General features: G+C 55.3%; 15 protein-coding genes and 1 pseudogene. 6 read left to right on the plus strand and 10 right to left on the minus strand.

Going from position 1 to position 25,508, the window contains the following annotated elements; all coding sequences use genetic code 11:
- Nucleotides 1-58 precede the first annotated feature (58 nt).
- Both P1M51_RS18860 and P1M51_RS18865 read right to left on the minus strand, forming a co-directional pair.
- Nucleotides 59-2,680, minus strand: a complete 2,622-nt coding sequence (locus tag P1M51_RS18860) for a hypothetical protein (protein ID WP_276275318.1) — start codon at nt 2,678-2,680, stop codon at nt 59-61.
- A 118-nt stretch (nt 2,681-2,798) separates the two neighbouring features.
- A complete protein-coding gene (locus tag P1M51_RS18865) occupies nt 2,799-5,273 on the minus strand; it encodes a hypothetical protein (RefSeq protein ID WP_276249079.1) in 2,475 nt (824 codons plus the stop codon).
- Between the two features lie 466 nt (nt 5,274-5,739).
- Between P1M51_RS18865 and P1M51_RS18870 the strand changes: the two genes are divergently transcribed.
- The 3 genes from P1M51_RS18870 (at nt 5,740) to P1M51_RS18880 (ending at nt 10,466) form a co-directional block, all read left to right on the plus strand.
- Nucleotides 5,740-6,798, plus strand: coding sequence for a mandelate racemase/muconate lactonizing enzyme family protein (locus tag P1M51_RS18870; protein WP_369685134.1), 1,059 nt, complete (start codon nt 5,740-5,742; stop codon nt 6,796-6,798).
- Nucleotides 6,799-6,956: 158 nt separating this feature from the next.
- Nucleotides 6,957-8,246, plus strand: coding sequence for an MFS transporter (locus P1M51_RS18875; protein WP_276275319.1), 1,290 nt, complete (start codon nt 6,957-6,959; stop codon nt 8,244-8,246).
- Nucleotides 8,247-8,348: 102 nt separating this feature from the next.
- Complete coding sequence (locus tag P1M51_RS18880) at nt 8,349-10,466, plus strand: hypothetical protein (protein ID WP_276275320.1); 2,118 nt, start codon at nt 8,349-8,351, stop codon at nt 10,464-10,466.
- 81 nt (nt 10,467-10,547) lie between these two features.
- Here P1M51_RS18880 and P1M51_RS18885 read toward each other — a convergent pair whose 3' ends face one another.
- Nucleotides 10,548-11,345 (minus strand): rhodanese-like domain-containing protein, encoded by a 798-nt coding sequence (locus P1M51_RS18885; RefSeq protein ID WP_276249076.1) that lies wholly within the window; start codon nt 11,343-11,345, stop codon nt 10,548-10,550.
- 115 nt (nt 11,346-11,460) lie between these two features.
- Here P1M51_RS18885 and argH point away from each other — a divergent pair, with 115 nt between their 5' ends.
- Nucleotides 11,461-12,948 carry an argininosuccinate lyase gene (gene argH, locus P1M51_RS18890; protein ID WP_276249075.1) on the plus strand — a complete coding sequence of 496 codons (1,488 nt, stop codon included), beginning with the start codon at nt 11,461-11,463 and terminating at the stop codon, nt 12,946-12,948.
- A 156-nt stretch (nt 12,949-13,104) separates the two neighbouring features.
- Here argH and P1M51_RS18895 read toward each other — a convergent pair whose 3' ends face one another.
- Both P1M51_RS18895 and P1M51_RS18900 read right to left on the minus strand, forming a co-directional pair.
- Complete coding sequence (locus tag P1M51_RS18895; protein ID WP_276249074.1) at nt 13,105-14,235, minus strand: exo-alpha-sialidase; 1,131 nt, start codon at nt 14,233-14,235, stop codon at nt 13,105-13,107.
- Nucleotides 14,236-14,405: 170 nt separating this feature from the next.
- Nucleotides 14,406-17,036 (minus strand): hypothetical protein, encoded by a 2,631-nt coding sequence (locus P1M51_RS18900; protein WP_276275321.1) that lies wholly within the window; start codon nt 17,034-17,036, stop codon nt 14,406-14,408.
- 283 nt (nt 17,037-17,319) lie between these two features.
- Here P1M51_RS18900 and P1M51_RS18905 point away from each other — a divergent pair, with 283 nt between their 5' ends.
- Together P1M51_RS18905 and P1M51_RS18910 are read left to right on the plus strand one after the other, a co-directional pair.
- The gene (locus P1M51_RS18905) at nt 17,320-18,600 is read left to right on the plus strand and encodes an MFS transporter (RefSeq protein WP_276249072.1); all 1,281 of its coding nucleotides are present in this window, start codon (nt 17,320-17,322) and stop codon (nt 18,598-18,600) included.
- Nucleotides 18,601-18,861: 261 nt separating this feature from the next.
- Nucleotides 18,862-19,998, plus strand: a complete 1,137-nt coding sequence (locus tag P1M51_RS18910; RefSeq protein ID WP_276249071.1) for a mandelate racemase/muconate lactonizing enzyme family protein — start codon at nt 18,862-18,864, stop codon at nt 19,996-19,998.
- Between the two features lie 1,097 nt (nt 19,999-21,095).
- Here the strand turns inward: P1M51_RS18910 and P1M51_RS18915 are convergent.
- From P1M51_RS18915 to P1M51_RS20185, 5 genes and pseudogenes are all read right to left on the minus strand, one after another.
- The gene (locus tag P1M51_RS18915; protein ID WP_276275389.1) at nt 21,096-22,310 is read right to left on the minus strand and encodes an MFS transporter; all 1,215 of its coding nucleotides are present in this window, start codon (nt 22,308-22,310) and stop codon (nt 21,096-21,098) included.
- A 120-nt stretch (nt 22,311-22,430) separates the two neighbouring features.
- Nucleotides 22,431-22,886, minus strand: coding sequence for a MaoC family dehydratase (locus tag P1M51_RS18920; RefSeq protein WP_276249070.1), 456 nt, complete (start codon nt 22,884-22,886; stop codon nt 22,431-22,433).
- A 30-nt stretch (nt 22,887-22,916) separates the two neighbouring features.
- Entirely contained in the window at nt 22,917-24,902 is a 1,986-nt protein-coding gene (locus P1M51_RS18925) for an AMP-binding protein (protein ID WP_276275322.1), read from the minus strand.
- Nucleotides 24,903-25,046: 144 nt separating this feature from the next.
- Complete coding sequence (locus P1M51_RS18930) at nt 25,047-25,301, minus strand: Zn-ribbon domain-containing OB-fold protein (protein WP_276249219.1); 255 nt, start codon at nt 25,299-25,301, stop codon at nt 25,047-25,049.
- Between the two features lie 27 nt (nt 25,302-25,328).
- Nucleotides 25,329-25,508, minus strand: a pseudogene (locus tag P1M51_RS20185) (zinc ribbon domain-containing protein); the annotation flags it as partial.

A 25,508-nucleotide genomic window follows, 5' to 3' on the forward strand; every position in this document is an offset into this window, starting at 1 on the left:
AAATGGTCTATCGGTCGATGTGAGCAAACGGCCAAAAAATCACCGCGAACTAGGATACCTATACCGAATTGACGGTCACGACGATATACGGAGCGGGTTCCTCGGCGTGGTAGAGCCCTGGGTACAGGAGCGTAGCTCCTGTCTCATCGATAGTCGAGAAGTACACCTGCAAATCCCATTCCGATTTCACGTAGTCTCCTGGAATGATTGCTTGATAACCCTGCGAGGTCTGCTCCATCTCGACTTGTTTGAACGCGCCCTCTGTCTGGTCGGTGTGCCGATAATGGAGAGTGACACCGCGGTGTGGATTCAGTTCGCCAGTCCGAACCGCAACATCGATGTCGGTACCCGCTGACGCTGCCTTAGGCAGTGCCACGTCGAACGACGGGAAATTGAAAGACTGTCCATCGGTCCGAGCGAAGGCAGGATGATCCTGACGCGAGCGTTCGTCCTCAGCGTTGATTCCTTCCGCTTCTAGCAACCGGTCCAGTTCCTCAACGTCCTTCTCAAGCTCGGGGAGACGGTCGACCCATTGGCCGTCATCGGCGCGGGTCGGTCCCATTCCGAACACGAGGTCGTCGTGATACGTCCCTTCGCCCCGCCCGGCCAGTGACGCCCAGGCGTCCCGGGCAGCGGTTGCTGCACAATAGGCAGTCGGAAGGTATGCTGCGTCTTCGCTTTCGTGGTAGAAGGCGAGTGCGAGGGCGGCGGCGGTTTTCTCGGCGTGGTACTCGGCGAGGTCAGCAAGCATCAGCAAGTCGAGGACTGTCGCTCGATATTCGTTTGATTCGACTCCACCTTCGTTGATTCGTTCGGCGGCTTCGACGGCGTCGCGCGTCTCGGCGGCCAGCCGCCGATACCAGCGCTGGAGCTGTATTGGTGTGTACTTGTGGTGTTGGTCATCCGCGAGTGCGTCCCGGACGTACTCGTTGATACCATAGAACAAGCCCGGGTCGCTGGGTTCAGCGTTCATATATGTAACATCCCAGTTTCCGAACTCCGGATTGACGTTGTGTTCGGCAAACAGTGCCCCACCAGTATCCAGCTCCGCCCAGTTCGTTAGCGCGGGATGACGGGTGAGGTGGGCGGCGGTCAGAAGCGGGAGGATCTTGCTCGCGCTCCGATATCCGGCGAGCAGGGCTTCAGCTGCCTCACCGAACCGTTGAGTGAATGCGCGTTCCCAGACTGCAGAGTCCGTCTCCGTCGAATACCCGAGCCGCCCGAACATGAGATACCACGCCCAGTACCGTTCGTCCTCCCACTCGTAGTGTTCGAGAGACTCATCCTCGAACAACGGCCAGTTTTCGTCTTGGAGGTGGAAGTGACCGCCTTTCAGACTGAGCGGGGCGGTGACCTCGAAACCGGTCGCCCCGCCGAACTGGGTGCTGTGGGCGAACCGGCGAGCATAATCCGGATCCCCCCACACGAAGATCCGATTTGTTCCGACCACCCAGAGGCGGTAGAGCACGTCGTAGTAGCGGGGTTTGCGCAGCAGATCCGAATGCCCATATCGACGACTTTTGTTTTCGTCCTCCAGATGAGCGAGTTCCCCGGATCGCATCTGGGTGTTGTGGTGGGGGAGCCCCGTCGACTCACACCAGTACTTGGTCGGCACGGTCACGTCGAGCCCGGTTTCGAGCGCCCACTGGATCATTTCGTCGGTCAGGCCTTTTGCTCTGATGTCGAATTTGAGCGGGTCGGCGCGCTCGGCGGAGGCGCGTTCGACCGCGTTGATGATCTCCTGCCAGAACTCCTCGGCCGTCCTGATCGAACGGTCTTTGGTGTAATTATCCATTTCACCGACCGACACACCCGACTCCCAGTTGACCCGCAACTGGAGGCCGTCGAGTTCAGGGATGGCCACCAGCAATCGTTCGAGTCCCGTCGCACAGTACTCGGCAAGTTCACCGGGCTTCTCTGGTACACCCTCAACGAGTTCGCCTTGGTCTTCTTTCCAGTCGGGGCGTTGTTGCCAGATTCCAAAGAAGAAGTCAAGACCGTATTCTTTGCAGAGCCGGCCGATCATGCGGAGCACTTCCCGGTGTTCTTCCCGGCTGGTCGCGACCTGATTTTTCGGGACGGTGACTTCGGGGAAGCCGGGGACGTCGACGAAAAACGGGTACGGTGGCGACATGAACGCGCTGTCGTACCCCGCAATCAACACGAACCGATTGAATCGACACTTGGCCAATCGCCTGAGGTAATAGTGCCAGAAGTCTTCGTCGTACAGCCACGTATCCTGGACGGGACCCATGATGAACCGGTCAATCCCACGGACCTCGTTGTCGGGCGTCTCGATGGAGTCTTCGACCGCGGTGAGCGCAGCGACACCGTTCGTTTGGATGCGGTCAGCAAGTTCCAGTAGCGCGTACATGAGCCCGCGGTCGTCGCTGCCGGCGACCACGAGTGCCTGCCGATCACCGGTATTCTCCCACTGATACACGACTGCCTCGGAGTCCAGAATCGTCTCGCCAAGGAGTTTTTCGATGACGGGGTCAGTCGTGTGACCAACGACGACCACTGGGTCAGCAGTCGTTTCCGTCCAATGAGCCACTGCCTCGACAGTGGCGTCAGTTTCGTCGAGTGCGTCCAGCAGTTCTGCTCTTCCGAACCCAACTGGACCGTCGACTGCATCGCTTCGGTCAACTATCGCTATCGAATCGCTAAAGCTAGCTGTCATGCGAGTCATTCTCACTCTTCTTCGAATCGATATAAGCGTATCCATCGATCAGGCCTGCTGTCATTGAAAACAAGATGGTTCCGTGAGCCGAGGAGCTCGTCGTGGGATTACAATCGACTTACTCGGTGGTGACCGCAACGACGTAGTACGGCGCGGGTTCGTCAGCATGATACAGACCTGGGACGAGCAGTCCGTTGTCGGTCTCGTCGATAGTCGAGAAGTACACTTGCAGGTCCCACTCGGGGACGATGTATTCTCCAGGAATGGTTCCCTCGTATCCCCCATCGGTTTTGGTCATCTCAATGTGTTCGAACGCGCCCGCGGTCTGGTCGGTATGACGGTAGCGAATCCGAAGCCTGTCGTGATCGTTCAGATCACCGGTTCGGACGGTGAGCGTCAGATCTTCACCCGCGACCGTCGCGTCCGGAACGTCGACATCGAACGACGGAGAATTGAATGAGTCAGCCTGGCCGGCGTCCCGTTCGGTGACTGGGTCTCTGTAGTCCTGCTTTGTGTCAGAGCCGACGTCATCTATGAGCGCTTCGAGCGCGTCAAGATCCGCTTCGAGCTCGGGGAGACGGTCGACCCACTGGCCGTCATCGGCGCGGGTCGGTCCCATTCCGAACACGAGGTCGTCGTGATACGTCCCTTCCCCCCGCCCGGCCAACGACTCCCACGCCGTGATTGCGCGTACCATTCGATCACGCGAGGCCGGAAGGTATGCTGCGTCTTCGCTTTCGTGGTAGAAGGCGAGTGCGAGGGCGGCGGCGGTTTTCTCGGCGTGGTACTCGGCGAGGTCAGCAAGCATCAACAAGTCGAGTTTCGTTGCCTGATACTCGGCGCCGGTCTGTCCTGTTTTTTCAGCGGCTTCGACGGCGTCGCGCGTCTCGGCGGCCAGCCGCCGATACCAGCGCTGGAGCTGTATTGGTGTGTACTTGTGATCTTGGTCATCTGCGAGTGCGTCCCGGACGTACTCGTTGATACCATAGAACAAGCCCGGGTCACTCGGTTCGACGTCTTGGTAGGTGCCGTCGTAATACTCACGCGCACCGAAGTACGGGTTGACGTTGTGTTCGGCAAACAGTGCCCCACCAGTATCCAGCTCCGCCCAGTTCATCAGCGCTGGATGTTCCGTCAAGTGTGCAGCGGTCAGAAGCGGGAGGATCTTGCTCGCGCTTCGATACCCCTTCTGGATTGCGTCGGCTGCCTCACCAAAGCGCCGAGCGAATGCGCGTTCCCAGACTGCAGAGTCCGTCTCCGTCGAATACCCGAGCCGCCCGAACATGAGATACCACGCCCAGTATCGCTCATCCTCCCAATCACCGCTCTGCAGTTCCGGGTCCTCGAACAACGGCCAGTTTTCGTCTTGGAGGTGGAAGTGACCGCCTTTCAGACTGAGCGGGGCGGTGACCTCGAAACCGGTCGCCCCGCCGAACTGGGTGCTGTGGGCGAACCGGCGAGCATAATCCGGATCCCCCCACACGAAGATTCGGTTGGTGCCGACCACCCAGAGGCGGTAGAGCACGTCGTAGTAGCGGGGTTTGCGCAGCAGATCCGAATGCCCATACCGACGACTGCGGTTCAAATCGTCTAATTGCAGCAACTCCTCCTGTCGCATCTGGGTGTTATGATGGGGGAGCCCCGTCGACTCACACCAGTACTTGGTCGGCACGGTCAGGTCAAGACCAGTCTCAAGCGCCCACCGGATCATTTCGTCGGTCAGGCCTTTTGCTCTGATGTCGAATTTGAGCGGGTCGGCGCGCTCGGCGGAGGCGCGTTCGACCGCGTTGATGATCTCCCGCCAGAACTCTTCAGCTGTGGTGGTTGCAGGTCCGATACCGGACCCTGAATCATAGCTTGACCCACCGACACCTGCCTCGAAGTTGACCCGCAACTGGAGGCCGTCGAGTTCAGGGATGGCCACCAGCAATCGTTCGAGTCCCGTCGCACAGTACTCTGTAAGCTCGTCGGGGTCCCTCGATAACCCTTCAACGAGTTCGCCTTGGTCTTCTTTCCAGTCGGGGCGTTGTTGCCAGATTCCAAAGAAGAAGTCAAGACCGTATTCTTTGCAGAGCCGGCCGATCATGCGGAGCACTTCCCGGTGTTCTTCCCGGCTAATTGAGACTTTGTCATCGGGGACAGTCACCTCGGGGAAGCCAGGAACGTCGACGAAAAACGGGTACGGTGGCGACATGAACGCGCTGTCGTACCCCGCAATCAACACGAACCGATTGAAGCGGTTACGCGCGAGTCGCTGAATATAGTAGTGCCAGAAGTCTTCGTCGTACAGCCACGTATCCTGGACGGGACCCATGATGAACCGGTCGATCCCACGGACCTCGTTATCGGGCGTCTCAACAGTATCTTCTACTTGACCCAGAGCGTCTGGGCCCTCAGCCTCGACGCGGTCAGCAAGTTCCAGTAGCGCGTACATGAGCCCGCGGTCGTCGCTGCCGGCGACCACGAGTGCTTCCCGATCATCGACTCCTACCCATCTATACACGACTGCTTCGGGGTCTGTAGTCGCGTTGCCAAGGAGTTTTTCGATGACGGGGTCGGTGGTGTGGCCAACAACGAGAAGCGGGTCTGCCACAGTCTCTGTCCAATGTGAATATTTTTCAACGGTAGTGTCAGTTTCGTCGAGTGCGTCGAGCAGTGCTGACGTGCCGAAACCAACCGGACCATCGGGGGCGTCGCTTCGGGTAACTATCGCTATCGAGCCGCTAAAGCTGGTCGCTCGTGTCATTATGGGCGTCCTCACCTTTCGATGTATCCCATCCTCAATAAGCATGTGGGTGGGGGTTGTCCTTTGCCGTCCTCTCAGGGTTCGGACCAAATTTTGAGCGAATCCAGTTCGCCCATCGCTCAGCAAGATAGAGAGGCCACTCACGCTGGACCGACGGGTGTCCGTCTATAAATTATCGTGACCATGCCAAACTGTATCATGTTCCTCATTCACAATATTTTTATAGAACGGAGTACAGGTCTGCATGACCGACATGCAAATCGAGAGTTTAGAGACCTTTACTAGCACGCAGCGTAAAGGACGACCAGCACCAGTGAGCTTCGTTCGTGTTAAAACGGATACAGGCGAGGAAGGCATCGGGCAGATTTCGCCGTACAACGCGGACATCGCAGCAAAGGTATTCCACCGACAAGTCGCCCCGCATGCCCTTGGCGCAAATCCCCTTGCGGTTGAGTCGCTCGTTGACGACATCATCGACGCCGAGTACAAATTCCCCTGGTCCTACCTCTGTCGCGCCGTCACCGGTTTGGACACGGCACTGTGGGACCTCAAAGCCAAACGCGAGGGAGTGAGCGTGGCGGAGTTGATTGGCGGCGGCCCGACCACGCTCAAACCCTATGGATCGAGCATGAGCCGTGAAATTACGCCGGAAGAAGAGGCCGAACGACTCGCGCGCCTCAAAGAGAAACACGGCTATGAGGCATTCAAGATCCGCGTCGGGAGTAAGATGGGGCACAACGAGGATGCGTGGCCGGGACGGACCGAGGAACTCATCCCGACTGTTCGCGAAGCTATCGGGGACGACACGAACCTGTTTGTCGACGCCAACAGCTGCTACACACCAGAGAAGGCAATCGAGGTGGGGCAACTGCTCGAGGAGTACAACGTCATCCATTACGAAGAGCCGTGTCCGTACCCGGAACTCGAATGGACCGCTGAAGTCCGCACCGCCCTCGACGACACTGTAGTTCAGGTAGCTGGCGGGGAACAGGACAATGACTTGGCGCAGTGGCGCCGCATGATCGACATGCACGCCGTCGACATCGTCCAGCCAGACATCTGTTACGTCGGCGGCCTTTCACGAGCTCTCCGCGTCGCCGACATGGCCAACGACGCCGGCCTCCCCGTCGTCCCCCACTCGGCCAACCATTCGCTGGTGACGGTGTTCACCATGCACATGCTCACCGCTCTTGAGAACGCCGGCCCCTACTTCGAATTCTCAATCGAAGACCAGTGGGCCGAAGGGATGCTTGAGCCCGCGCTTACCGTTGAAGACGGCGAAATCGAGGTTCCCGACCGACCCGGCTGGGGCTTCTCTATCAATCCGGAGTGGCTCGCCGCCTCGACCTACGAACGGAGTGCACTCGACTAATCTTGCGAGAGACAGCGATGTTGTTGTCTCCTCTTCTGCGTCACGATGGACGAGAGCTTCTTACGTATCGTGAGAACCGCTCACCCAGCAACAACCGGCCATTCTAACCCCATCTGATACAGTCAAGTTCAGCGTTACTGTGTGAAAACCAAGACTCGATGAGAGGGACAGACAGTCGAGCGTCGTCGCTCGCCTTATTCGCGAATCGGGAGTTTCTCGCGCTGACGAGCGTCCAGTTCGCCCGTGGTTTCTCGTTTGCGACGATTATTTTGGCACTTGCCCTCTACGCGGATCTCTTTTCGGCCTCGGGGATCGCCGCGGGTTTGTTCGGGTCTGCGTACGCTTTTGTTCGATTCTTCCTCGTGTTACCCCTCGGTCGATTTATCGACCGTGGGAACGGGAAGCGATTCCTCCTTATGGGGTTGCTGATTTACGTCGGCGTTCTGGTCGGGTATTCGTACGTAAACACTATTGAACACGTCATTTTCATGCGTGTGTTCCAGGGAATCGGTTCTCTCGTCGTCTACCTCAGTGCAACAGCCGTCGTTGGCACAATCAGCCCGGAGGATGGTCGGGGCCTCTGGATTGGAACGTACAATCAGGTGCGTTCATTTTCGAGTCTCACCGGCGACATCGTCGGTGGGACGCTTCTTTTCACGTTCGGGTTTCAGACGACGTACTTCGTTTTGATAGCCGTGACGGTGATTGCGACGGTCGCCGTCTTCACATCTCTCCGCGATAACCCCAGTGGTTCCGACGCTAAGCCGGAGTCATCGGGGCTCGAGACCTTCAAACGACTTCTCGGACGGAGTTCGATTCAGGCGCTCGTTGCGTTTCGGTTCCTGTTCAGCTTCGGGAAGACGGCTGTCGTTCTCTTTTTGCCGATTTTCGCGCGAACCCAGTTCGGGATGAGTCCGCTCGCCATTGGAGCCGTCCTCGCCGGAGGGAGGCTTACGAAGACGGTTGCACAGGGGTATGTTGGGACCGTTAGCGACCGTGTCGGCCACCTCTCATGGTTTATCATTGCAGGGACCGTTCTATACGCTGCCGGGGTGGCGATCATACCTCTTGCTACTGTAGCAGACTCTTTTGGATCGCTTTCGCTCCCAGGCTTACTCGTGAATGCACAGGTTACAATCTCTGGTGGAGCGATCGTACTGTTTCTCGCCTACGCAGTGCTTGGGTTCGCCGACAGCCTTCGCTTGCCGACCAGTACGACGCTGTTCGTTGACGAAGGTGAACATTACAATGCGGTCGCTGGCAGCCTCTCGCTGCGGTCGATCGCGTGGCAGGTCGGTGCGATTGTTGGGCCGTTGGGCGCAGGTATTGTCCTTGACTACGTCTCCTTTGCGGCTGCCTTCTATCTCGCGGCTGGCTTCACAGTCTCGTCAGCGATTGCTTTTGCAGCTCTCTACGCAGACGAACCTATTCCCGAGCCTGTTGGCTAGCGGCGGGTGTCGACTCACTTACGGTCCCGAATTTGCTCCTGTTTACTGGCAATCCACCCGGCAACCGACAAGTAAAAGAGAATCCCCTTAGTGTGTGAGCATATGCCAAGCCTCAGCCACGGGACGGTCAGCATAGCCTATCGAACGGACTCACCGCTGATTCAATTCGGCGTCGATGAGCTTGATGCCGCAATCTCACAAAGCTCGCATTACGACCTGAATCTGCAACCAGCAACTGACGCTGACCTGTACATCATCGGCGGAGACGCAGACGCAGCAACTCTCGATGCGGCCATTCCCGAGGATGTGACAGCCGAGGGGTTCAAGATTGAAATAGCGGATGACGGATCCATCTATGTATGGGCATCCGACGACGCCGGTGCCATGTACGGGACGCTGGAACTCGCCGAACGGACACGCTCGGCAGGTGAATGGGGTGAGATTGAGGAGTCCACCATCAACCCGGCAGTCGAGTTCCGGGCGCTCAAATTCAACCTCCCCTGGTCACCCTATCGGTACGGAGAACAAACGGAGATTCATTTTGAGACGTGTCGGGATCTCGAGTTCTGGCGTGCGTTCCTTGACATGATGGCGCGCAACCGGTTTAACGCGCTGACGCTGTGGAATCTCCACCCGTTTCCCTACATGATCAAACCCCACGCCTATCCGGAAGCCAGCCCATTGTCCGATAGGGAGTTAGACGAATGGAAGTCGTTCTGGCACGAACTCTTTCGCATGGCGAAAGAGCGGGGCATTGAGACCTATCTCCTCACGTGGAACATCGTCGTCACTGAGGAATTCGCGGACATCCATGGCGTTGAACGGTTAAACGATACCGCTGAGGTCATCAAAACGTACACTCGCGAATCCATCACTCAGGTGCTCAACGAGTATGAAGACCTGACTGGCATCGGGACGACGATGTCCGATTGGATGGGTGCGATGACGCCACGGGAGAAACAGCAATGGCTCAAAGAGACGTTCGTCGATGGGATTGCAGCCGCCGATCGACCGGCGACGTTCCTCGATCGGTCGGTTCGAACCAACTCGATAGACGAGATGCGACGCGTCATCGATGAGGCGGACGACGTTGACAACGTGTCCAAAATCTGGGTTCCGTCGAAATTCAACTGGTCACACGGTCACTCAACGACAGCACTGGAGATGACCCACGATTACCGATCCGGCGAGGTTGACGATAGCCTCTGGAACCCGGAACCGACGAATTACGAACTCGTCTGGACGGTTCGTAACGAGGATTTCTTCGTGCTTCGGTGGGGTGATCCCGATTTCATCCGCGACCATATTCAGGCCAACCACGCCTCGAAATCCTACGTCGGCGGCTACATCATCGGCTCCGAGGGATATATTCCTGCGAAAGACTTCTCACACCGGGTGCACGAGCACCAGACGTGGCAGTACGCCTTCGAGAAACAGTGGCTGTTCTACTTATTGTGGGGGCGGTTACTGTACGATCCAACCACCTCCGACGAGGTGTTTGAGCAGGCGTTCGAGACGCGGTATGGGCCAGGTCTCGGCGAACGATTGCTCAAAGGCTACAAATTCGGGAGTCGGATGCCGATAGAACTGGCGGCGTTTCACGCCGGTACCTGGGACTACACTCTCTACCCCGAGGGCTTTCTTGCCCCGGTTGTGGCTCGCGGGCTGGACGATGGCGTATCGCCGTTCATCTCGATCGACGAACTTGTCGACCACCAGACCCTGGATTCGTCGTATCTATCCATTCCTGAGTACATCGAAGCGAGGGACGGTGGAGAAGAAATCGATGAAACGCGGGTCACCCCCATCGATCTCGCTGAGCGAATGGAGCGGAACGGCGAACAGATCCTGGGAATCGTAGATTCACTCAACGCAAACGTTCATCGTGGCACCGGCGCGCTTGAATGCGAACTCGCTGACCTCGTTACGTGGGGGCATCTGAGTCTCTACTTCGCGAAGAAACTCCGCGCTGGCGTCAAATACGAAACCTATCGCGTCACGGGGAAACGACAGAAAGACGACGCCGTCGAACTACTCCGTGAAGCCGCAGACCACTGGGAGCGCGTAAGTGCCGTGACCGATGAACACTATCACGAGATTCCGTACGCGACCGACTGGAAAGAGGGAACAACGTTCTCGTGGAAGAAATACAACGACCAAGTCCAGCGTGATATTCACATCGTCCAAATGTCGCGACCGTACGATTACGAGGGGGCGTAATCGTCTCTGACTGCCGTCACTCCCTCCACCGTGGGAGTTCGAGCTTGTCCCGACACCGGTGTCGTTCTACTCACTCGAGGATCAGGGGCCAGTGACCACAGCGCTGGTTAATACACTGACCCGATCGGTCACACGGAACGCCGGTGTCTCAACTACAAGAACGGACCGGTCATTGATGTCGGAGAAGCGGAAGTCGAGTTCGAACGTCCCGTCGTTGCTGATCGGGGCCACTTCGACCTGCCCGGTGGGCAGATGACGCACCCAAGCCAGTTCACCCGCAAACTGTTGTGGAGTCTGCCCTTGGATGCCACGAAGCAGCGGTCGCGCTTCGACCTGGGTGCCAGCCATTGGGTATTCCAACCCTTGCCATTCCCAGAACCCTTCGTCGATGACGTACACGTTCTCGTACCCGTCGCTGATGAGTGACGCGGCGCGAATTGACGCCATCGTGTGCGGACAACCACAGTAGCAAACGATACGGTCGGCTTTCGGCCATTGTACGACTGGGTCGGCGTCGCGACCGTCGGGTGCGGGGCTCCAAACTGCGCCGAAGATGCGCGAGCGCTCCCACGCAATCTCTGGACGCGCATCGACGAACCGCGCTTCCCCGCGCGTGTACCAGTAGTAGACGTCTTCGATCGGGGCGAGCGGAACATCGATGCCTTCCCGGTCGAGGGTATCGTACGAATTGACGTTGATGGTGCGTTCTTCGTGCGTGGATGAAAACTGGGGTGGGTAGCCATCATCGGGCGTCTGGTCGTCGGGTAGGTCGTCGCCGTTGGTGGGAGGTGATCCCTGAGCACCTGATTCGAGGCACCCGGCGAGAAAGCACAGAGAGGTCCCGATAAGAGATAGCGCTGAACGACGATTCACATTCATCAGTACTCTATTTGTAGGAAAAACCGTATAAAGGCTTCGTGCACCTGCCGGATCCGAATTGCTTGTCTGGTGAGAGGATAGGCTTATCGTGGTTGCGGTTCGTGTTTCGTTCGGAATGACGAGAGACATGTTCTCGAGTCGGCTTGGAGAACCACCTGCGAACGCTCATCTGGAGTACTACCGCGTCCCGAAGTTCAAAGAAAAGATGGCCTTTCTCTGGGACTCTCTCTTGGCTCTCAATCGAGCGCAAGCAATCGTGTTGAATGAGGTTGGTATCCTTGAGTCTCGAGAGGTTTCCGAGGTTTTAGCGGTGCTCACTGACCTCGAATCGGTTGATCCCGATGAGTTTGAGTCGTATGCGGAGTTTGGAGGACCGTATCTGTTCATCGAAAACCGCGTTATTGAGGAACTTGGCCCTGCCGTCGGGGGGAAGCTCCATACGGGCAGAAGTCGAAACGATTTGTTCAGTGCGACGTTGAGAGTCGCTGTGCGCGAGCAGATTCTCGAGATCATTGGTGCGACGCTTACTCTTCGCGAGCAACTGCTCGCTCGGGCTGCGGAAACTACCGAGGTCGTGTTTCCGGCGTACACGCACAGTCAGCCGGCACAACCGATCACGTTTGCACATTATCTCCTCGGGTTCGACCATTTGATCGGGCGAGACGTCGAAAGGCTCTGCCGGGCGTTCGCGGAGACGAACCGAAGTCCCTTGGGGGCGGCGGCGATTGGCGGGACTGGATTCCCGCTTAACCGAGAGCGACTCGCCGAACTCTCCGGGTTTGACGGACTGGTTGTGAACACGTACGATGCTATCGCCTCGGTCGATTATCTTCCCGAAACGACGGCGGCGGTCGCGTTACTGATGACGAACATCAGCCGGATGTCCCAGGATCTGCTCGTCTGGAGCATGTTTGAACTCGGTTTTGTCGAGTTGAGTAATACAATGTCAACCACCAGTAGCATTATGCCTCAGAAGAAAAACCCTGGCGTCCTCGAAAAGACGCGGGCGTATGCAAACGAGTCCATTGGCCAGGCGAACAGTACGCTCATTTCACTGAAAGCGGTTCCGTACGGGGATGTCGGAGAGACGACGTATCTCGCGTATCCATTTCTTGGAGCGGCCTCGAATGCCGCCGATGCGATTCACCTCTTTGCTGCGGTCATCGACGACATTCAGCTTAATGACCAGCGGATGTATCAGGTTGCCCAGGACAGCTTCTGTACAATGACCGAACTTGCGGACACGCTCGTCCGAGCAGCGGGTCTCTCCTTTCGGCAGGCACACGAAGTCGTCAGCACACTCGTTCGCGCTGTTTACGAGGACGGACGCCACGCTGGTCAAATCACTCTTTCCGACCTTGAGACGGCTGCTTCGATCACTGTGGGAAAGTCGGGGCTCCTGACCAATGAAGCTCTGGTGGAGGCACTTGATCCGCAAACGAACGTCACCCGTCGGGACATTCTCGGCGGAACCGCTCCGAAACAAAATCACGACGATCTGTCTCGACAGCGCGCGCTTCTGGATGAACAGACGACCTGGTTCCACAAGACTCGCGACAGGCTCGCCGCGGCGAAGGATGCACGAGCAACCGTGGACCGATAATCCTCTTGTACCGATATTCGCACTCCAGCGAACGAAGTCGGTTCTCGTGGAATCGGCTGAATTCGAACGAACCACACGCTGTTTTTCCACACGAGGCTACTGCGTGCTACTCTTGTCACTCGTGGCCCTGAATTCAGATGCTGGCGTGTGTGGAAGTTAGCTGAGCATGTTTTCAACAATGACTGTGTCAGTGCCGCGCTTTTGAATCTCCGACTCAGTAATTTCGACGTGCTTGATCGCACTTCGACGGTACTCGTACGCGAGATGGAGTGTGCCATCACGAGCCTGAATGACGTTCCCGTAGGTGAACTCCGGTCGTCCCACCTGGTCCATCTCGCCTAGTTGGAGTCTGTGAGATGCACGAAGATCAGAGCTCACCCCCTCTGGATCGTGTTCATCTTCGAGAGCGGCCTGTTCGAGAAATAGTTGATACGGCCACGTCTCGCCCTCGTCTTCGGACATGAACAACGCTAGCTTGTTGCGCCCCTCTGGAATTGTTCCATGGTCTACTCCTGTGGAGGGATTGTTCACGAGAACGAGATTTCCCTCGTCGGTACGAACCATATCAAAGGCGGCATTCGGATTAGGAATCGCCGTTTGGGTTGCTCGCGTCCAGTTCAACCCACGGTCGGTCGAGCGCGTCTCGTGAATGTAGCCACCCTGTCGGGGTCGAAGATATGCAAGGAGACTTCCGTCTGATAGCTCCACCACCGTCGGATGGGTCAGCCCGGAGTTACCCATGTATCCCCCCGCCTCATAGTGAGTAATCTGGTCACCGCCGACCAGTTGCGGGAAGTCAGCGGGGCGTTCCGCGTAATCTCCCGGGATGAGATAGAAGTACGGTTTTTCGTCGATAGCGTCGTAGGCGGGCAGTATCCACCGATTCTCGTCCTCCAGAACGAGCGGTTTGTTCTTCAAATACATCCCGGTCTTCTCATGAAGCAGCTCGAGATCTTTCCACGTCTCGCCTTCATCCGGGGAGCGCTTGAAGAATACTTTGGACGAGGTAAGCCAATTGCCGTACATCACTGGTGCTGTCACCCATAGCTTATCGTCCGGCCCGTGGAAGAGGACGGGACATCCGACAGCACGGCCCTCAACGTCAGCCCAGCATTCCGCGTCTTCCCATTCAGTCGAGTCGGCTGGCAGCCGACTTCCGTAGACGTTCTGGTCGCGATTTCCCTCACCGACACCGCCTGCGAACCATCCAGCGAGAAGGTCACCGTTCGCCAGTTCGTAGATGGTGGCGTTCTTGTGAAAGGTATTCCCGTTCGCACAGCTGTCCATTTGACAGATCAGTCTCTCGATCATCACTTGAAGTTGTTTTGACGGTGTGAGAATAAGTCTTCGCCAAGCACCACAAATTATGGGTCTACCGGATGTAGAACATCCATCGCCGTCGTTTATGAATCACGAGAATTCGAAGACATCACGAATGCGGTTCTCGCAACTCGATTTTATCCGGCTGAATCCACTTTCACGACGTAGTATGGCATGGGTTCGTCAGCGTGATACAGACCTGGGATCAGGAGTCCGTTTCCTCCCTCGTCGACGGTTGCGAAGTAGGCCAGAATATCCCACTCTGGGGTGACATAGTCACTGGGAATAGTCGCACGATATCCGCCGTCGATTCGTTCCATAACGATCTCCCGGAATGGGCCCTCTGTCTGGTCGGTGTGACGGTAATGGAGGACGAGGTCATTGTGAGTGTTGAGCTCGCCAATCTCAATCGCGATGTCAATCGGCTCACCGATTTGCGCTCGATCCGGAATCGAGACATCGAACGAGGGAAGTGCGAACGTTGCCCGACCTGCTGTCGGAAGGTCGGCTGGTGCCGTGTCAAGATCGACGCCCTCATCGTCGGCGAGTTCTTCGAGTTTTCGAAGATCGGCGTCCATCTCCACGAGACGGTCACCCCACTGTCCAGAGTCTGCCGTAGCGGCACCGCGGACGAACACGAGGTCGTCGTGATAGGTTCCCTCGCCGCGTGCGGCCAGTGTCCCCCACGACTCCCGCGCTCGTTCGGCCGCGCAGTACGCAGCATGGAGCTGCGCTGCGTCTCCGGTTTCGTCGAACAGCGTTAGGGCGACGGCGGCATCGGTCTTGTGTGCGTGGTATTCAGCGAGGTCGGCGAGCATCAACAAGTCGAGTTTCGTTGCCTGATACTCGCCGCTGGCATGTCCTGTTTTTTCAGCGGCTTCGACGGCGTCGCGCGTCTCGGTGGCCAGCCGCCGATACCAGTTACGTACCTGTGGTGGCGTATACTTCCCGCGGAGGGTGTCGTTGAGGGTGTCGTGGACGTACTCGCTGATGCCATAGAATAAACCTGGGTCGCTCGGTTCTGTAGTGGCGTACGTCACGTCCTCAAATGCACGGTTAAAGTTGTGTTCGGCAAACAGTGCCCCACCAGTGTCCATCTCTGCCCAATTGACCGTTCCAGGATGGCGGGTGAGGTGGGCGGCGGTCAGAAGCGGGAGAATCTTGCTCGCGCTCCGATACCCCTTCTGGATCGCGTCGGCCGCCTCACCGAACCGTTGAGTGAATGCGCGTTCCCAGACCGCAGAGTCCGTCTCCGTCGAATACCCGAGCCGCCCGAACATGAGATACCACGCCCAGTACCGTTCGTCTTCCCACTCGTAGTGTTCGAGAGACTCATCCTCGAACAACGGCCATGCCTCAGTTTGAAGGGAAGAATGGCCACCCTTGTGCGTTAGCGGGGCGGTGACCTCAAAGCCGGTCGCCCCGCCGAACTGGGTGCTGTGGGCGAACCGGCGAGCATAATCCGGATCCCCCCATAAGAAAATCCGATTCGTGCCCATCACCCAGAGGCGGTACAGGAGACGGAAAGACTGGGGTCTGCGTAGCATATCCCCGTAACTGTATCGACGACTATAATTGAAATTGTCAAGGCGGGCGAGTTCCCCGGATCGCATCTGGGTGTTGTGATGGGGGAGCCCCGTCGACTCACACCAATACTTGGTTGCAACGGTCACGTCGAGCCCGGTTTCGAGCGCCCACTGGATCATTTCGTCGGTCAGGCCCTTTGCGCGCAGATCCAGCGAGATATCGCGGCCAGATTCGTCTGCCGCTTCGCCTGTGGCACGAATTAGTTCGCGCCAGAATTCTTCTGCAGTATCCATATCTCCGAAGCCGGATTCGTAGTTGACGCGGAGTTGAATTCCATCGATTTCTGGGCACTCAAGGAGCATTTTGTGGAGTCCTTGCGCGCAGTAGTCAGTGAACGATTCAGCCTCGGTTGGCAATTGCTCGACCATCGGGTCGTATGTATCGGTTGTATATTTCGTGGTCAACCGATCTGCCAGGGTCATCTCGGGATTACTTTCCCATGCCATCTGCGACCAGATCCCGAAAATGAATTCCAGGCCGTATTGCGCACATAAACCCCCGATTGTTCGAACCATCGATTGAAAGTCTTCGCGCGAGTAACCCACGTCGTCGGTGAGGGTTACCTCCGGATACTCGGGAATATCGACGAGGAATGGATATGGGGGCGACATGAATGACGTGTCGTACCCGGTGATCAGTGCAAATCGGTTGAATCGGCAGCTGGCTAATTGTCCGAGATAGTAATGCCAGAATTCCTCCGAGAAGAACCACTCATCGTGGACTGGTCCGGTGACAAATTTATCGATCCCACGCACTTCGTTCTCTGGAAACTCGATCTGGTTTTCGACCGCTTCGAGTGCCTCTAAGCCGGAATCTGTGACTCGGTTGGCGACTTCGAGGAGCGAGTACATCAGTCCACGCTCGTCTGTTCCGGCTATCACGAGTACACGCAACGCGCCAGCCGTACACCACCAAGTTATGACTCCCTCTGGGTCCTTGCGAACTTCAACGCCGTCTGTCGTGAGGAGGTGGTGTATTACCTCATCGTCCGTTGTCCCGATGGCCAAACAGAACTCGTCAGCTTCGGTCCAGTGACGGAGTGAATTGATGGAACACCCTTGGTCAGTTAGAGCTGAGTTGAGTTCGCGGGTGGCGAATTCCACTGGCCCGGTGTCACCGTCTGGAGTTCGGTGGCGGTTTACAATGTCGATACTGGCGTTGGATGTTGATACGTTGGCCATATCTGTAGCTACCCCGTGGGTACTTCTGACCTCGGAAGGAAGTAGCATAAATCCACACGTTTGCACCCCTGAGCGAAGCGAATTTGGAGGTGGTTGCTGATGCGTACAGGTGTCAAGCCTCGCTACGGAGACAGCGTTGAGAGTGATCTACACTGACTGGTGAGAACGAAAGTCCCTGACGCGCCCGTTTTGTTCCCGCTTTTGCCGTAGCGACCTTGTTAACCCGGTTAAAGTGGCCGGTTTCAGTGTGTTAAGTATTGTCAGCACCAAATCAAACTATTAAGTGACACACACCGAGACGCACTACACCCCGCTCAAGCTATTCAAAAATCTTGAGTTTGTAGCGATAGCGAGTGTCAACTTCGCCCAGGGAATTAGTTTTGCGACGATAATCATTGCACTGGCGCTGTATGCCGATATTTTCCAAATATCCGGCCTCATTGCTGGTCTATTCGGGACCGCATATGCGGTGGTTCGACTTGTGTTAGTCCTCCCATTGGGAAAGTACATCGACGTGGGAGACTCGAAACGGTATCTGTTAATCGGACTCCTGATTCAAGTTCTGGTGCTAGTGGGTTATACGAATGTCCAGTCGTTTGAACACGTCATTTTACTTCGAGCTATTCAGGGCGGTGGCTCGATTATTTTGATTCTCACTGGGCTTTCCGTCGTCGGTGATATCTGTCCAGACGAACAACGCGGACTCTGGTTAGGCACGTACAGCCAAGTCACTGCGTTGTCGAGTCTGTCGGGTGACCTTGTGGGTGGATTCTTACTATTCACGTATGGATTTTCGACGACATACGTTGTACTGACAGTTGTTACACTGCTAACCGCCGTCGCTGTATTCATGTTCCTTCCGTCAGATCCAGGGGGACACACGGAACTCTCGAGGGAATTCGGCCTTGGCGCTCTTCGAATGCTCATCAGTCGGAAGGCCATTCAGGCACTCGTGATGTTCCGGTTTACGTTTAGCTTTGCCAAGACCGCGATTGTTTTGTTTCTCCCCATCTACGCGCATACAGAATTCGGGATGAGCGCACTTCTCATCGGCGGCATCCTGGCCGGGGGGAAATTTACTAAAGCCGTTTCACAGGGGTATGTCGGTACGATCGCCGATCGAATCGGCCAACTCCACTTGTTCGTCGTTGCGGGAACAATTCTCTATGCTATCGGTATCGCAGCTATCCCGCTCGCAGCAGACGCAGACCGACTGTTCGAGCCGGCAACGGTTTCATTCTGGCATCAGTCGATAACGCTTACGCCGTCCTTCTTTGTCTTGTTTCTCGTGTACTCGGTTCTCGGCGTCGCGGACAGTTTACGACTTCCGACCAGTCTCACCATGTTCGTCGAAGAAGGCCAATACTATCGAGCGGTCGCCAGTAGCCTTTCTTTACGTTCGATGTCCTGGCAAATTGGCGCCATTTTTGGCCCGCTCATCGTTGGTGGTTTGGTTGACGTGACCTCATTTACAGTCGCATTTTCCATCGCTGCAGTGATTACGCTGCTCTCGGTGGTCTTGTTCCTCCTATTGTATTCATTACAACCACCGCCGGAGGCCTAAGACCAGAGGCGAAGCTTTCCGATTTCAATTCAAAGAAAAATCTCAATCAGTATCGGTTAGTCGTATTTCGTCATGGACAGCTGTGGGAACGTGATCAAGATTTCAGGAAAACTCGGTCGAATAATGGTTCGTGTTTGTAATATTAAGAAGCGGAAACTTGAATCCTGGAGGGCAGTCCCCGTTTATTGCTTCTTGAGCTCGTTTGCGGCCATATCTTCATGGATATATAGATGTATCTCGGTTACTGTTCTCCATTGTGCTATGCAGGTAGAACGCGTAGAAGCAATTCCACTTAAGCGAGAGCTCGACCACCGTTTTGCGAATGCACAAAAATGGATCTCCAGTCGTGAGTATTGTCTTGTTCGCATCACGACAGCGGACGGAACAAGTGGGTGGGGTGAGTGCTGGGGGCCAATCGCTGGGAATCGTGAGATTATCGACACCGTTGTTGCGCCATGGCTTATAGGCCAGGATATTCGTACTGTGGAATCAATTCATGACGAATTACGATATCTACTTACTACGAAGTATCATTCGTTTTGTCCTGCGAGTGTCGTCAGTGGCATTGATATTGCACTGTGGGATCTTTATGGCAAGTCGACCGGGCAGTCCGTCTCCTGCCTTTTGGGTGGTCGAGTTCGGGATGAAATCCAAGCTTATGCGACGGGCCACTTCTGGCCGCCAGTCGATGACTTTGAAGAGCTTCGTGAAGCCGTGGTTTCCGAAGCCGAGCATCATGTTCGCTCGGGTTTCGACGCGCTGAAGAACAAAATTGGGCTTGCTCGGAATTTGGGGTGGGGGCCGGAGAAAGATGTCGAACTCGTCGGTGCAATACGAGAGGCGGTCGGTGACGATGTGCGGTTGATGGCTGATGCCAACCACGCATACGATGTTGCGGATGCTATCCGCGTTGCAGAGGCGCTTACCGAATTTGACGTCTACTTTCTCGAAGAACCTATACCTCCAGAACATATCGATCAGTACGCGCGTGTGAATCGGCATACTTCTGTCTCGCTTGCAGGTGGTGAGTGCTGGGCCTTTGCAAACGAGTTCGATCGTGTCCTAGATGCGGGAGCGGTGGATTACGTCCAGCCGGATGTGACGAGCGCGGGTGGTGTCACATCGACTCGCCGAATTATTACTGCGGCCGAGGCGCAAAACGTGCAACCGCTCCCCCACGTATTTGGAAGTGCTGTCGCTCTTGCGGCCAGTTTGCAACTGCTCTCGACGGTTCGCGGTGCACCAATGCTGGAGTTTGACCGAACCCCAAACCCATTGCGCGATAATCTTATTGACCGTCCAATCTCCAATGATGGGAATACGGTTGTGATCCCCGATACGCCGGGAATTGGAATCGAAATTGATGAATCTGTGCTTGAAGAATATCGAATTGATTGAGGCTTCGAATCGATCTCTTGTCTTAAGTAAAATTATTATCATCATTAATAATAAGGTTTGAAAATACACCAATACAGCGTGTGTCAGACATTCAATATATCCAATATTCTTTCCCAATTTATCCTAAATCCTCTCTTTTTCCCCATTTCCCTATGTGGCTATCAGTTTACCTGATTGTGAGAGCAATTGTTTCATCCTATCAATTACCGTTGGGCCTTCCGATCGCAATGGTCTTCTGTATTCACCAGCGAGTCCTCACTGGATCAATCAGCGAATATTACTAGTCACCTTTTCAACAATCTAAATAACCAAACCTGGTCTTATTGGGCGTTAAAAATTTCTACCCGATATCCATCCGAATCTCTTTTGACTTCCTCGAGATAATACCCGCTGATTTTCAGCAGCACTCGACAATGTTTAATCGACTTCATTAGTGATAGTTGAGCTCACTACATTTCCACCAGCCGTCTCAATCTGCTTACAGCAGTCACTTGTGCTTGCCATTTAAGAACATACAGACAGACCATCTCCCCCTTTAAAATTAAAATGATGCGATGGAGCGAGCGTTTAACCAGTTACAAAATAATTCAGCCATCAACGTGTAGGTGTTGACATCAGTGAACGTCCGGATTTCTTGGAGAACTGCCTGTCCCAGAACTCATTCCTTAAACGTGTACATATGTGGACGAAGTTGAATTCTATTCTAAGTAACTCAATATATTTGCACTGTAACTAGTCATAAACACAGATTCTTAATTTACTGATGTCTATGATCACTTAGAATAGACCTGATAGAGCTGCTACCTCCGATATGAGTGATTAATTCTAACTATATTGTTGGTTTTTCTCACTCTTACCTTCTCAGTTGTCGTCTTCGATAATGCCTCATCTTTGAATCCATGACTCCTTGATTCATGGTTTTATTGATTAAATTGTGCAGTAGTTCATCTCCAATTTTCACGTGATTTTCAGGCTAACAACTCAAAGAGTCGAATAATATTTTATATCATTGGATTTGCAATTCCATGGGTCAATGATTCCAATTTCACTGCTGGAAAAATTAGGCTAGGTCTTTCTTACTGAGAGGAGGTATTGACTCAACCCCTGCCGCCGGCCAGATTCGACGCTTCTGGGAGTACACGGAGATAGAGCATAGCTGCGGTGCCCATGGCGGGGCCGATAGCCAGAGGCGCGAACGCCCATTGCCATCCTAAATATCCCTCGAAAATTGGAACCAGCTGAATGGAGATCGTGGTGATAATATATCCAATCGCAGTTTGCAAGGTGAGAGCCGTCCCGACGTAGTTGTCTTCCGCAAGTTCTGAGACACAGGCCGAGAACTGAGCGGAGTCGGCGACAATCATGAAGCCCCAGACCAGACAGAACGGGGCCAGGATGACCAGTGGTTCACCAAAGACAAACCCAGCAGCGAGACAGGAGAGGCCGCTAATGACCATGCTCACGCTAGTTACCGTCGTCCGCCCCACGCGGTCTGCCGCGCTGCCTGCAATCCAGGCACCCACACCTCCGATTGCTATCGTCCCGAAGGCAAGCAACGATGTCGTAGTGGAACTGCCGCCTCCGTTCGCGTGCAAACTCGCTGCGATGTAGAATGGAATCCAGGTCCAGATCGCGTACAGTTCCCACATGTGGCCAAAGTAACCAACGTTCGCAAGCAACGTTCCCCGATCGCGTAGGATTCGCCAGACTGCAGTGGGATCAAACGGTGACGTGTCCGCTTGATAGGGTCCCGATTCATATTTCAATATCAAGAGTCCACCAGCGGTGGCGACAATTGCTGCCCCATAGAGCACGAGGCGCGGTTGCCCGATCCCCCCGAAAACGCGAAGTAGATGGGGCGCGGCTGACCCGACAGTGAGTGCGCCAACCAATACGCCGATTGCCAGCCCACGGCCTGCCTTAAACCATTCTGCCATCATCTTCATGCCAATCGGGTACACCCCAGCCATGGCTACACCGGTCACGAACCGGAGGCCAACAGCGGGAAGGAACGACTGGACGATGCCGGCAATAAGCACGGTTGCCGCAGCACCGACAAACGCTGAGCCAGCGAACAGATACTGGGGACGGATTGTATCCGAGATGGTGAAGATAGAGGAAAGAAGCGCGCCCACGACGAAGCCTAGTTGGACGGAGATGGTCAGCCAGGCCGCTTCAGTCCCGGATAATCCCCAGGCAGTTACGAATGATGACGATACAGCTGACGCACTGAACCACAGCGTCATGACGAATAATTCGGCCACAGCCACGAGGAGCAAGATTCGCCACTTCAGTTCGCCCCCACTAATCATTTTCACCACCGACCACTGTTTATTCGAACTGTCTACTTGACTCATCAGTATTCTCCCGAGAGACGAATGCCTTCGGTCATTTGACTCGAGTCGGGTAGCAGACGGTGTCAGAGCAGAATTTCATGCGTTATTGTCCCTCGAATCCAGATCCATGGTGTAGCAAACTGCGGTGCCATCCAGTACGACCGTTCCATCGTCTCGCGTTACGGTCGTCTCAAGGTTCGTGATTGGTTTGTCGTCACGCACGTCCGTCACCGTTACACAGCCGGTGATCGTATCGCCAGGGCGTGCCGGTGCCTTGAAATCCCAATTTACTGAGAGAAAAACGGTGCCTGGGCCAGGGAGATCTTCGGCGACGACCGCATTGAGGATCGCACTTGTGATTCCGCCTTGCACAACGATTTCACCGAATTGGGAGTTCGCCGCTGCCTCAGCATCGTAATGTAGCGGGTTGTAATCGCCGCTAATTGCGGAGAACCGTTCGATATCGTTCTCCTCAATTGTTCGAGATCTCTTCGCTGTATCGCCAATTACCGGCTGACTGACTGGCCAAACTTCCGCAGATGGGTTACTCATTGTTGGATGTATTACTGGATTTCGTAGTTGCTATCGAGCGTCTCTGACTTTCACTAAGCTTTCCGGATTCTCGATACTGGACGTCTCTTCAATCTCCTCGCCCTGGTAGAGCAAGCTGATGATACCACGCACAATTTTTCCGGATTGTGTCTTCGGGAACTCGTCGACGAACAGGATCTCTCGCGGTTTGAACGGTTTGCCGTGTTCCTGACCGATTCGATCGCGTATCTCTTCACGGAACAACTCACTTTCGTCGCATTCGGCTTCAACAATGACGTACAACACGACGGCAGTACCGGTCGTTTCATCAGGAACTCCGACTGCTGCCGCCTGATTGACACAGTCATGTTCTATTGCGACACCCTCTATTTCTGCAGGCCCGACTTTTCGACCAGCAACGTTCAACGCATCGTCTGCGCGGCCGTGAAGGAACCAGAAACCATCCTCGTCCTTTTGCGCCCAGTCGCCGTGATCCCAGAGGTCGTCGAACGTCGACCAGTACTCCTCAAGGTACCGACTATCGCCACTCCACAGGGAGTTCGTCATCGACGGACACGAGTCGGTCGCCACCAGATAGCCTCGTTCGTTCGTGTCGGCGATCGACTCGCCTGCCTCATTCACGATGTCGACGGGTTTGCCGACCGCTGGGCCCCCAACCGTACAGGGCTTTTGTGGATTCGAGGGGAAGGGCATAAGGAAACAGCCACATATTTCGGTTCCACCGATAATGTTCATGATGGGTATCTCACCGTTGCCGATTTGTTCGTAGAACCAGCACCAGGACTCTGGATCCCATGGTTCACCAGCTGAGCCGAGCAACCGAAGCGAAGACAGGTCGTGGCTATGTACCCACTCGTCACCTGATTTCATGAGGGCACGAACCGCGGTCGGTGATATTCCGAAGATCGTTAACTCGTGTCTATCGACCATTTCCCACAACCGGTCGGCTTCAGGATAATCCGGGGCCCCCTCGTACAGGAACACCGTACTTCCAAAGGTGTGGTTCCCAAGTAACGCCCACGGACCCATCATCCAGCCGATATCAGTCAACCAGAAGAACCGATCATCCGGCTTCAGGTCGAAGTGGAAGTACAGCTCGGTCGCACAGTTCACAAGTAATCCGGCGTGCGTCTGGACGATACCCTTTGGTTTCCCCGTTGTACCGGACGAGTACAATACCATTGCTTCTGCGTCGGCGTCGAGTTCCCTGGTTTCGAATTCTGTGGATTGAGACAGGACGGCATTTGCCCACCAGTCATCTACTGCATCATCCCAGTCAGGATCTGCATCCAACCGGTCGAAGACGATGGTGCGTTCGACGCTATCGGCCTGTTTCCGAGCCGCATCTGCTGTGGTCTTCATATCTACCTCGGAGCCACGACGGTAGAACCCGTCTGCCGTGAACAAGATCCGACATCCGGCGTCCTGTAGTCGGGAGGCGGTCGCCTCGACACCAAATCCGGAGAATATCGGGACGACAACTGCGCCAATCTTAAAACAGCCATAGAGGATCGATATTGCTTCCGGCACCATCGGCATGTACAACCCAACTCTATCGCCCTCTTCAATGCCAGATTCGGAAAGTGCGTTCGCGACCTGATTTGCTTCTCGGTTAAGCTCCTGAAAGCTGGTCTCGGTCACGTCGCCTGGCTCGGACTCCCAGAGGCAAGCGGTGTTCTCTGGATTGGTCGCCGCGTGCCGATCAAGGACATTGTGGGCGATGTTGAACTTTCCCCCAGGATACCAATGCGTGAACTGCGGCCCGCTCGTGTTATCGCGAACGGTGTCGTAGTCCTCATAGAACTCAATATCTAGGTACTCGACGACCTCATCCCAGAACCAGTCGAGGCCCGATGCCTCGATTCCATCGACCGATGTCGTCGTCCGAGTTATGAGCTCGTCAGTAGTTTGGATATCGTACTGCTGCATGAACTCGTAGGCGTTTGTCTGCCTGCCTGAGTCCAGGTTCTGTTCGTGAACAATCTCATCCAGTTCGCTAATGTTTGACAAGCCCATTGCTAACTATCCACAAAATCATGGGCCATCAATAAAAATGTTTTCCTGCCTGTCCCCTCGGTTTGAGGGTGGAACAGGACCAAGGCTTCGATGCGGCCACATATTTCGCCGCTACACCGCTTCTTGATCGAACGACGGAAGCACTCAGGCGGGTTCGATTACGTGAAGCGGCCAGTCTTGCTCCTGGCGGAGCTCCGTGTCGGCACTGATGTCTTCTGGCTGTCTGATGCGAATTTGAATTGGCATCCCGATATCCACGTCGGCGTATGGAACCGTCATTCGCCCGGTTAATCGCGCACCGGAGTCCAGTTCGACCGTCGCGATTGCGAACGGCGCCAGACCTTCGAACGCCGGTGGCGGCCGATAAACTTCCGTGTAGCTGACAACCTCCCCGGTCATTGGTTGCTCTTCGATTTCGATGGCACGGCTGCCACACGCGTAACAGGCTGGCCTGGGTGGAATCATGCGATTTTCACATTCCGAACACTTCCCGGCCAGCAGGCGTTCATCTGCCATTGCCTCGAAGAACCCTGGCAGTGTCAGGGGACTATCGGAGGTAATTTCTCGCTGTTCGTGTGTCATTGTCTGTATGTTGTTATTGGACAT

It is taken from the genome of Haladaptatus sp. QDMS2 (assembly GCF_029338295.1).
Lineage (GTDB): Archaea > Halobacteriota > Halobacteria > Halobacteriales > Halococcaceae > QDMS2.

Coding starts and splice junctions, on each gene's coding strand:
- P1M51_RS18860 (WP_276275318.1), bottom strand. CDS start 2,680: ATGACAGCTAGCTTTAGCGATTCGATAGCGATAGTTGACCGAAGCGAT.
- P1M51_RS18875 (WP_276275319.1), top strand. CDS start 6,957: ATGAGAGGGACAGACAGTCGAGCGTCGTCGCTCGCCTTATTCGCGAAT.
- P1M51_RS18880 (WP_276275320.1), top strand. CDS start 8,349: ATGCCAAGCCTCAGCCACGGGACGGTCAGCATAGCCTATCGAACGGAC.
- P1M51_RS18885 (WP_276249076.1), bottom strand. CDS start 11,345: ATGAATGTGAATCGTCGTTCAGCGCTATCTCTTATCGGGACCTCTCTG.
- argH (WP_276249075.1), top strand. CDS start 11,461: ATGACGAGAGACATGTTCTCGAGTCGGCTTGGAGAACCACCTGCGAAC.
- P1M51_RS18895 (WP_276249074.1), bottom strand. CDS start 14,235: ATGGACAGCTGTGCGAACGGGAATACCTTTCACAAGAACGCCACCATC.
- P1M51_RS18900 (WP_276275321.1), bottom strand. CDS start 17,036: ATGGCCAACGTATCAACATCCAACGCCAGTATCGACATTGTAAACCGC.
- P1M51_RS18910 (WP_276249071.1), top strand. CDS start 18,862: ATGCAGGTAGAACGCGTAGAAGCAATTCCACTTAAGCGAGAGCTCGAC.
- P1M51_RS18915 (WP_276275389.1), bottom strand. CDS start 22,310: ATGATTAGTGGGGGCGAACTGAAGTGGCGAATCTTGCTCCTCGTGGCT.
- P1M51_RS18920 (WP_276249070.1), bottom strand. CDS start 22,886: ATGAGTAACCCATCTGCGGAAGTTTGGCCAGTCAGTCAGCCGGTAATT.
- P1M51_RS18925 (WP_276275322.1), bottom strand. CDS start 24,902: ATGGGCTTGTCAAACATTAGCGAACTGGATGAGATTGTTCACGAACAG.
- P1M51_RS18930 (WP_276249219.1), bottom strand. CDS start 25,301: ATGACCGGGGAGGTTGTCAGCTACACGGAAGTTTATCGGCCGCCACCG.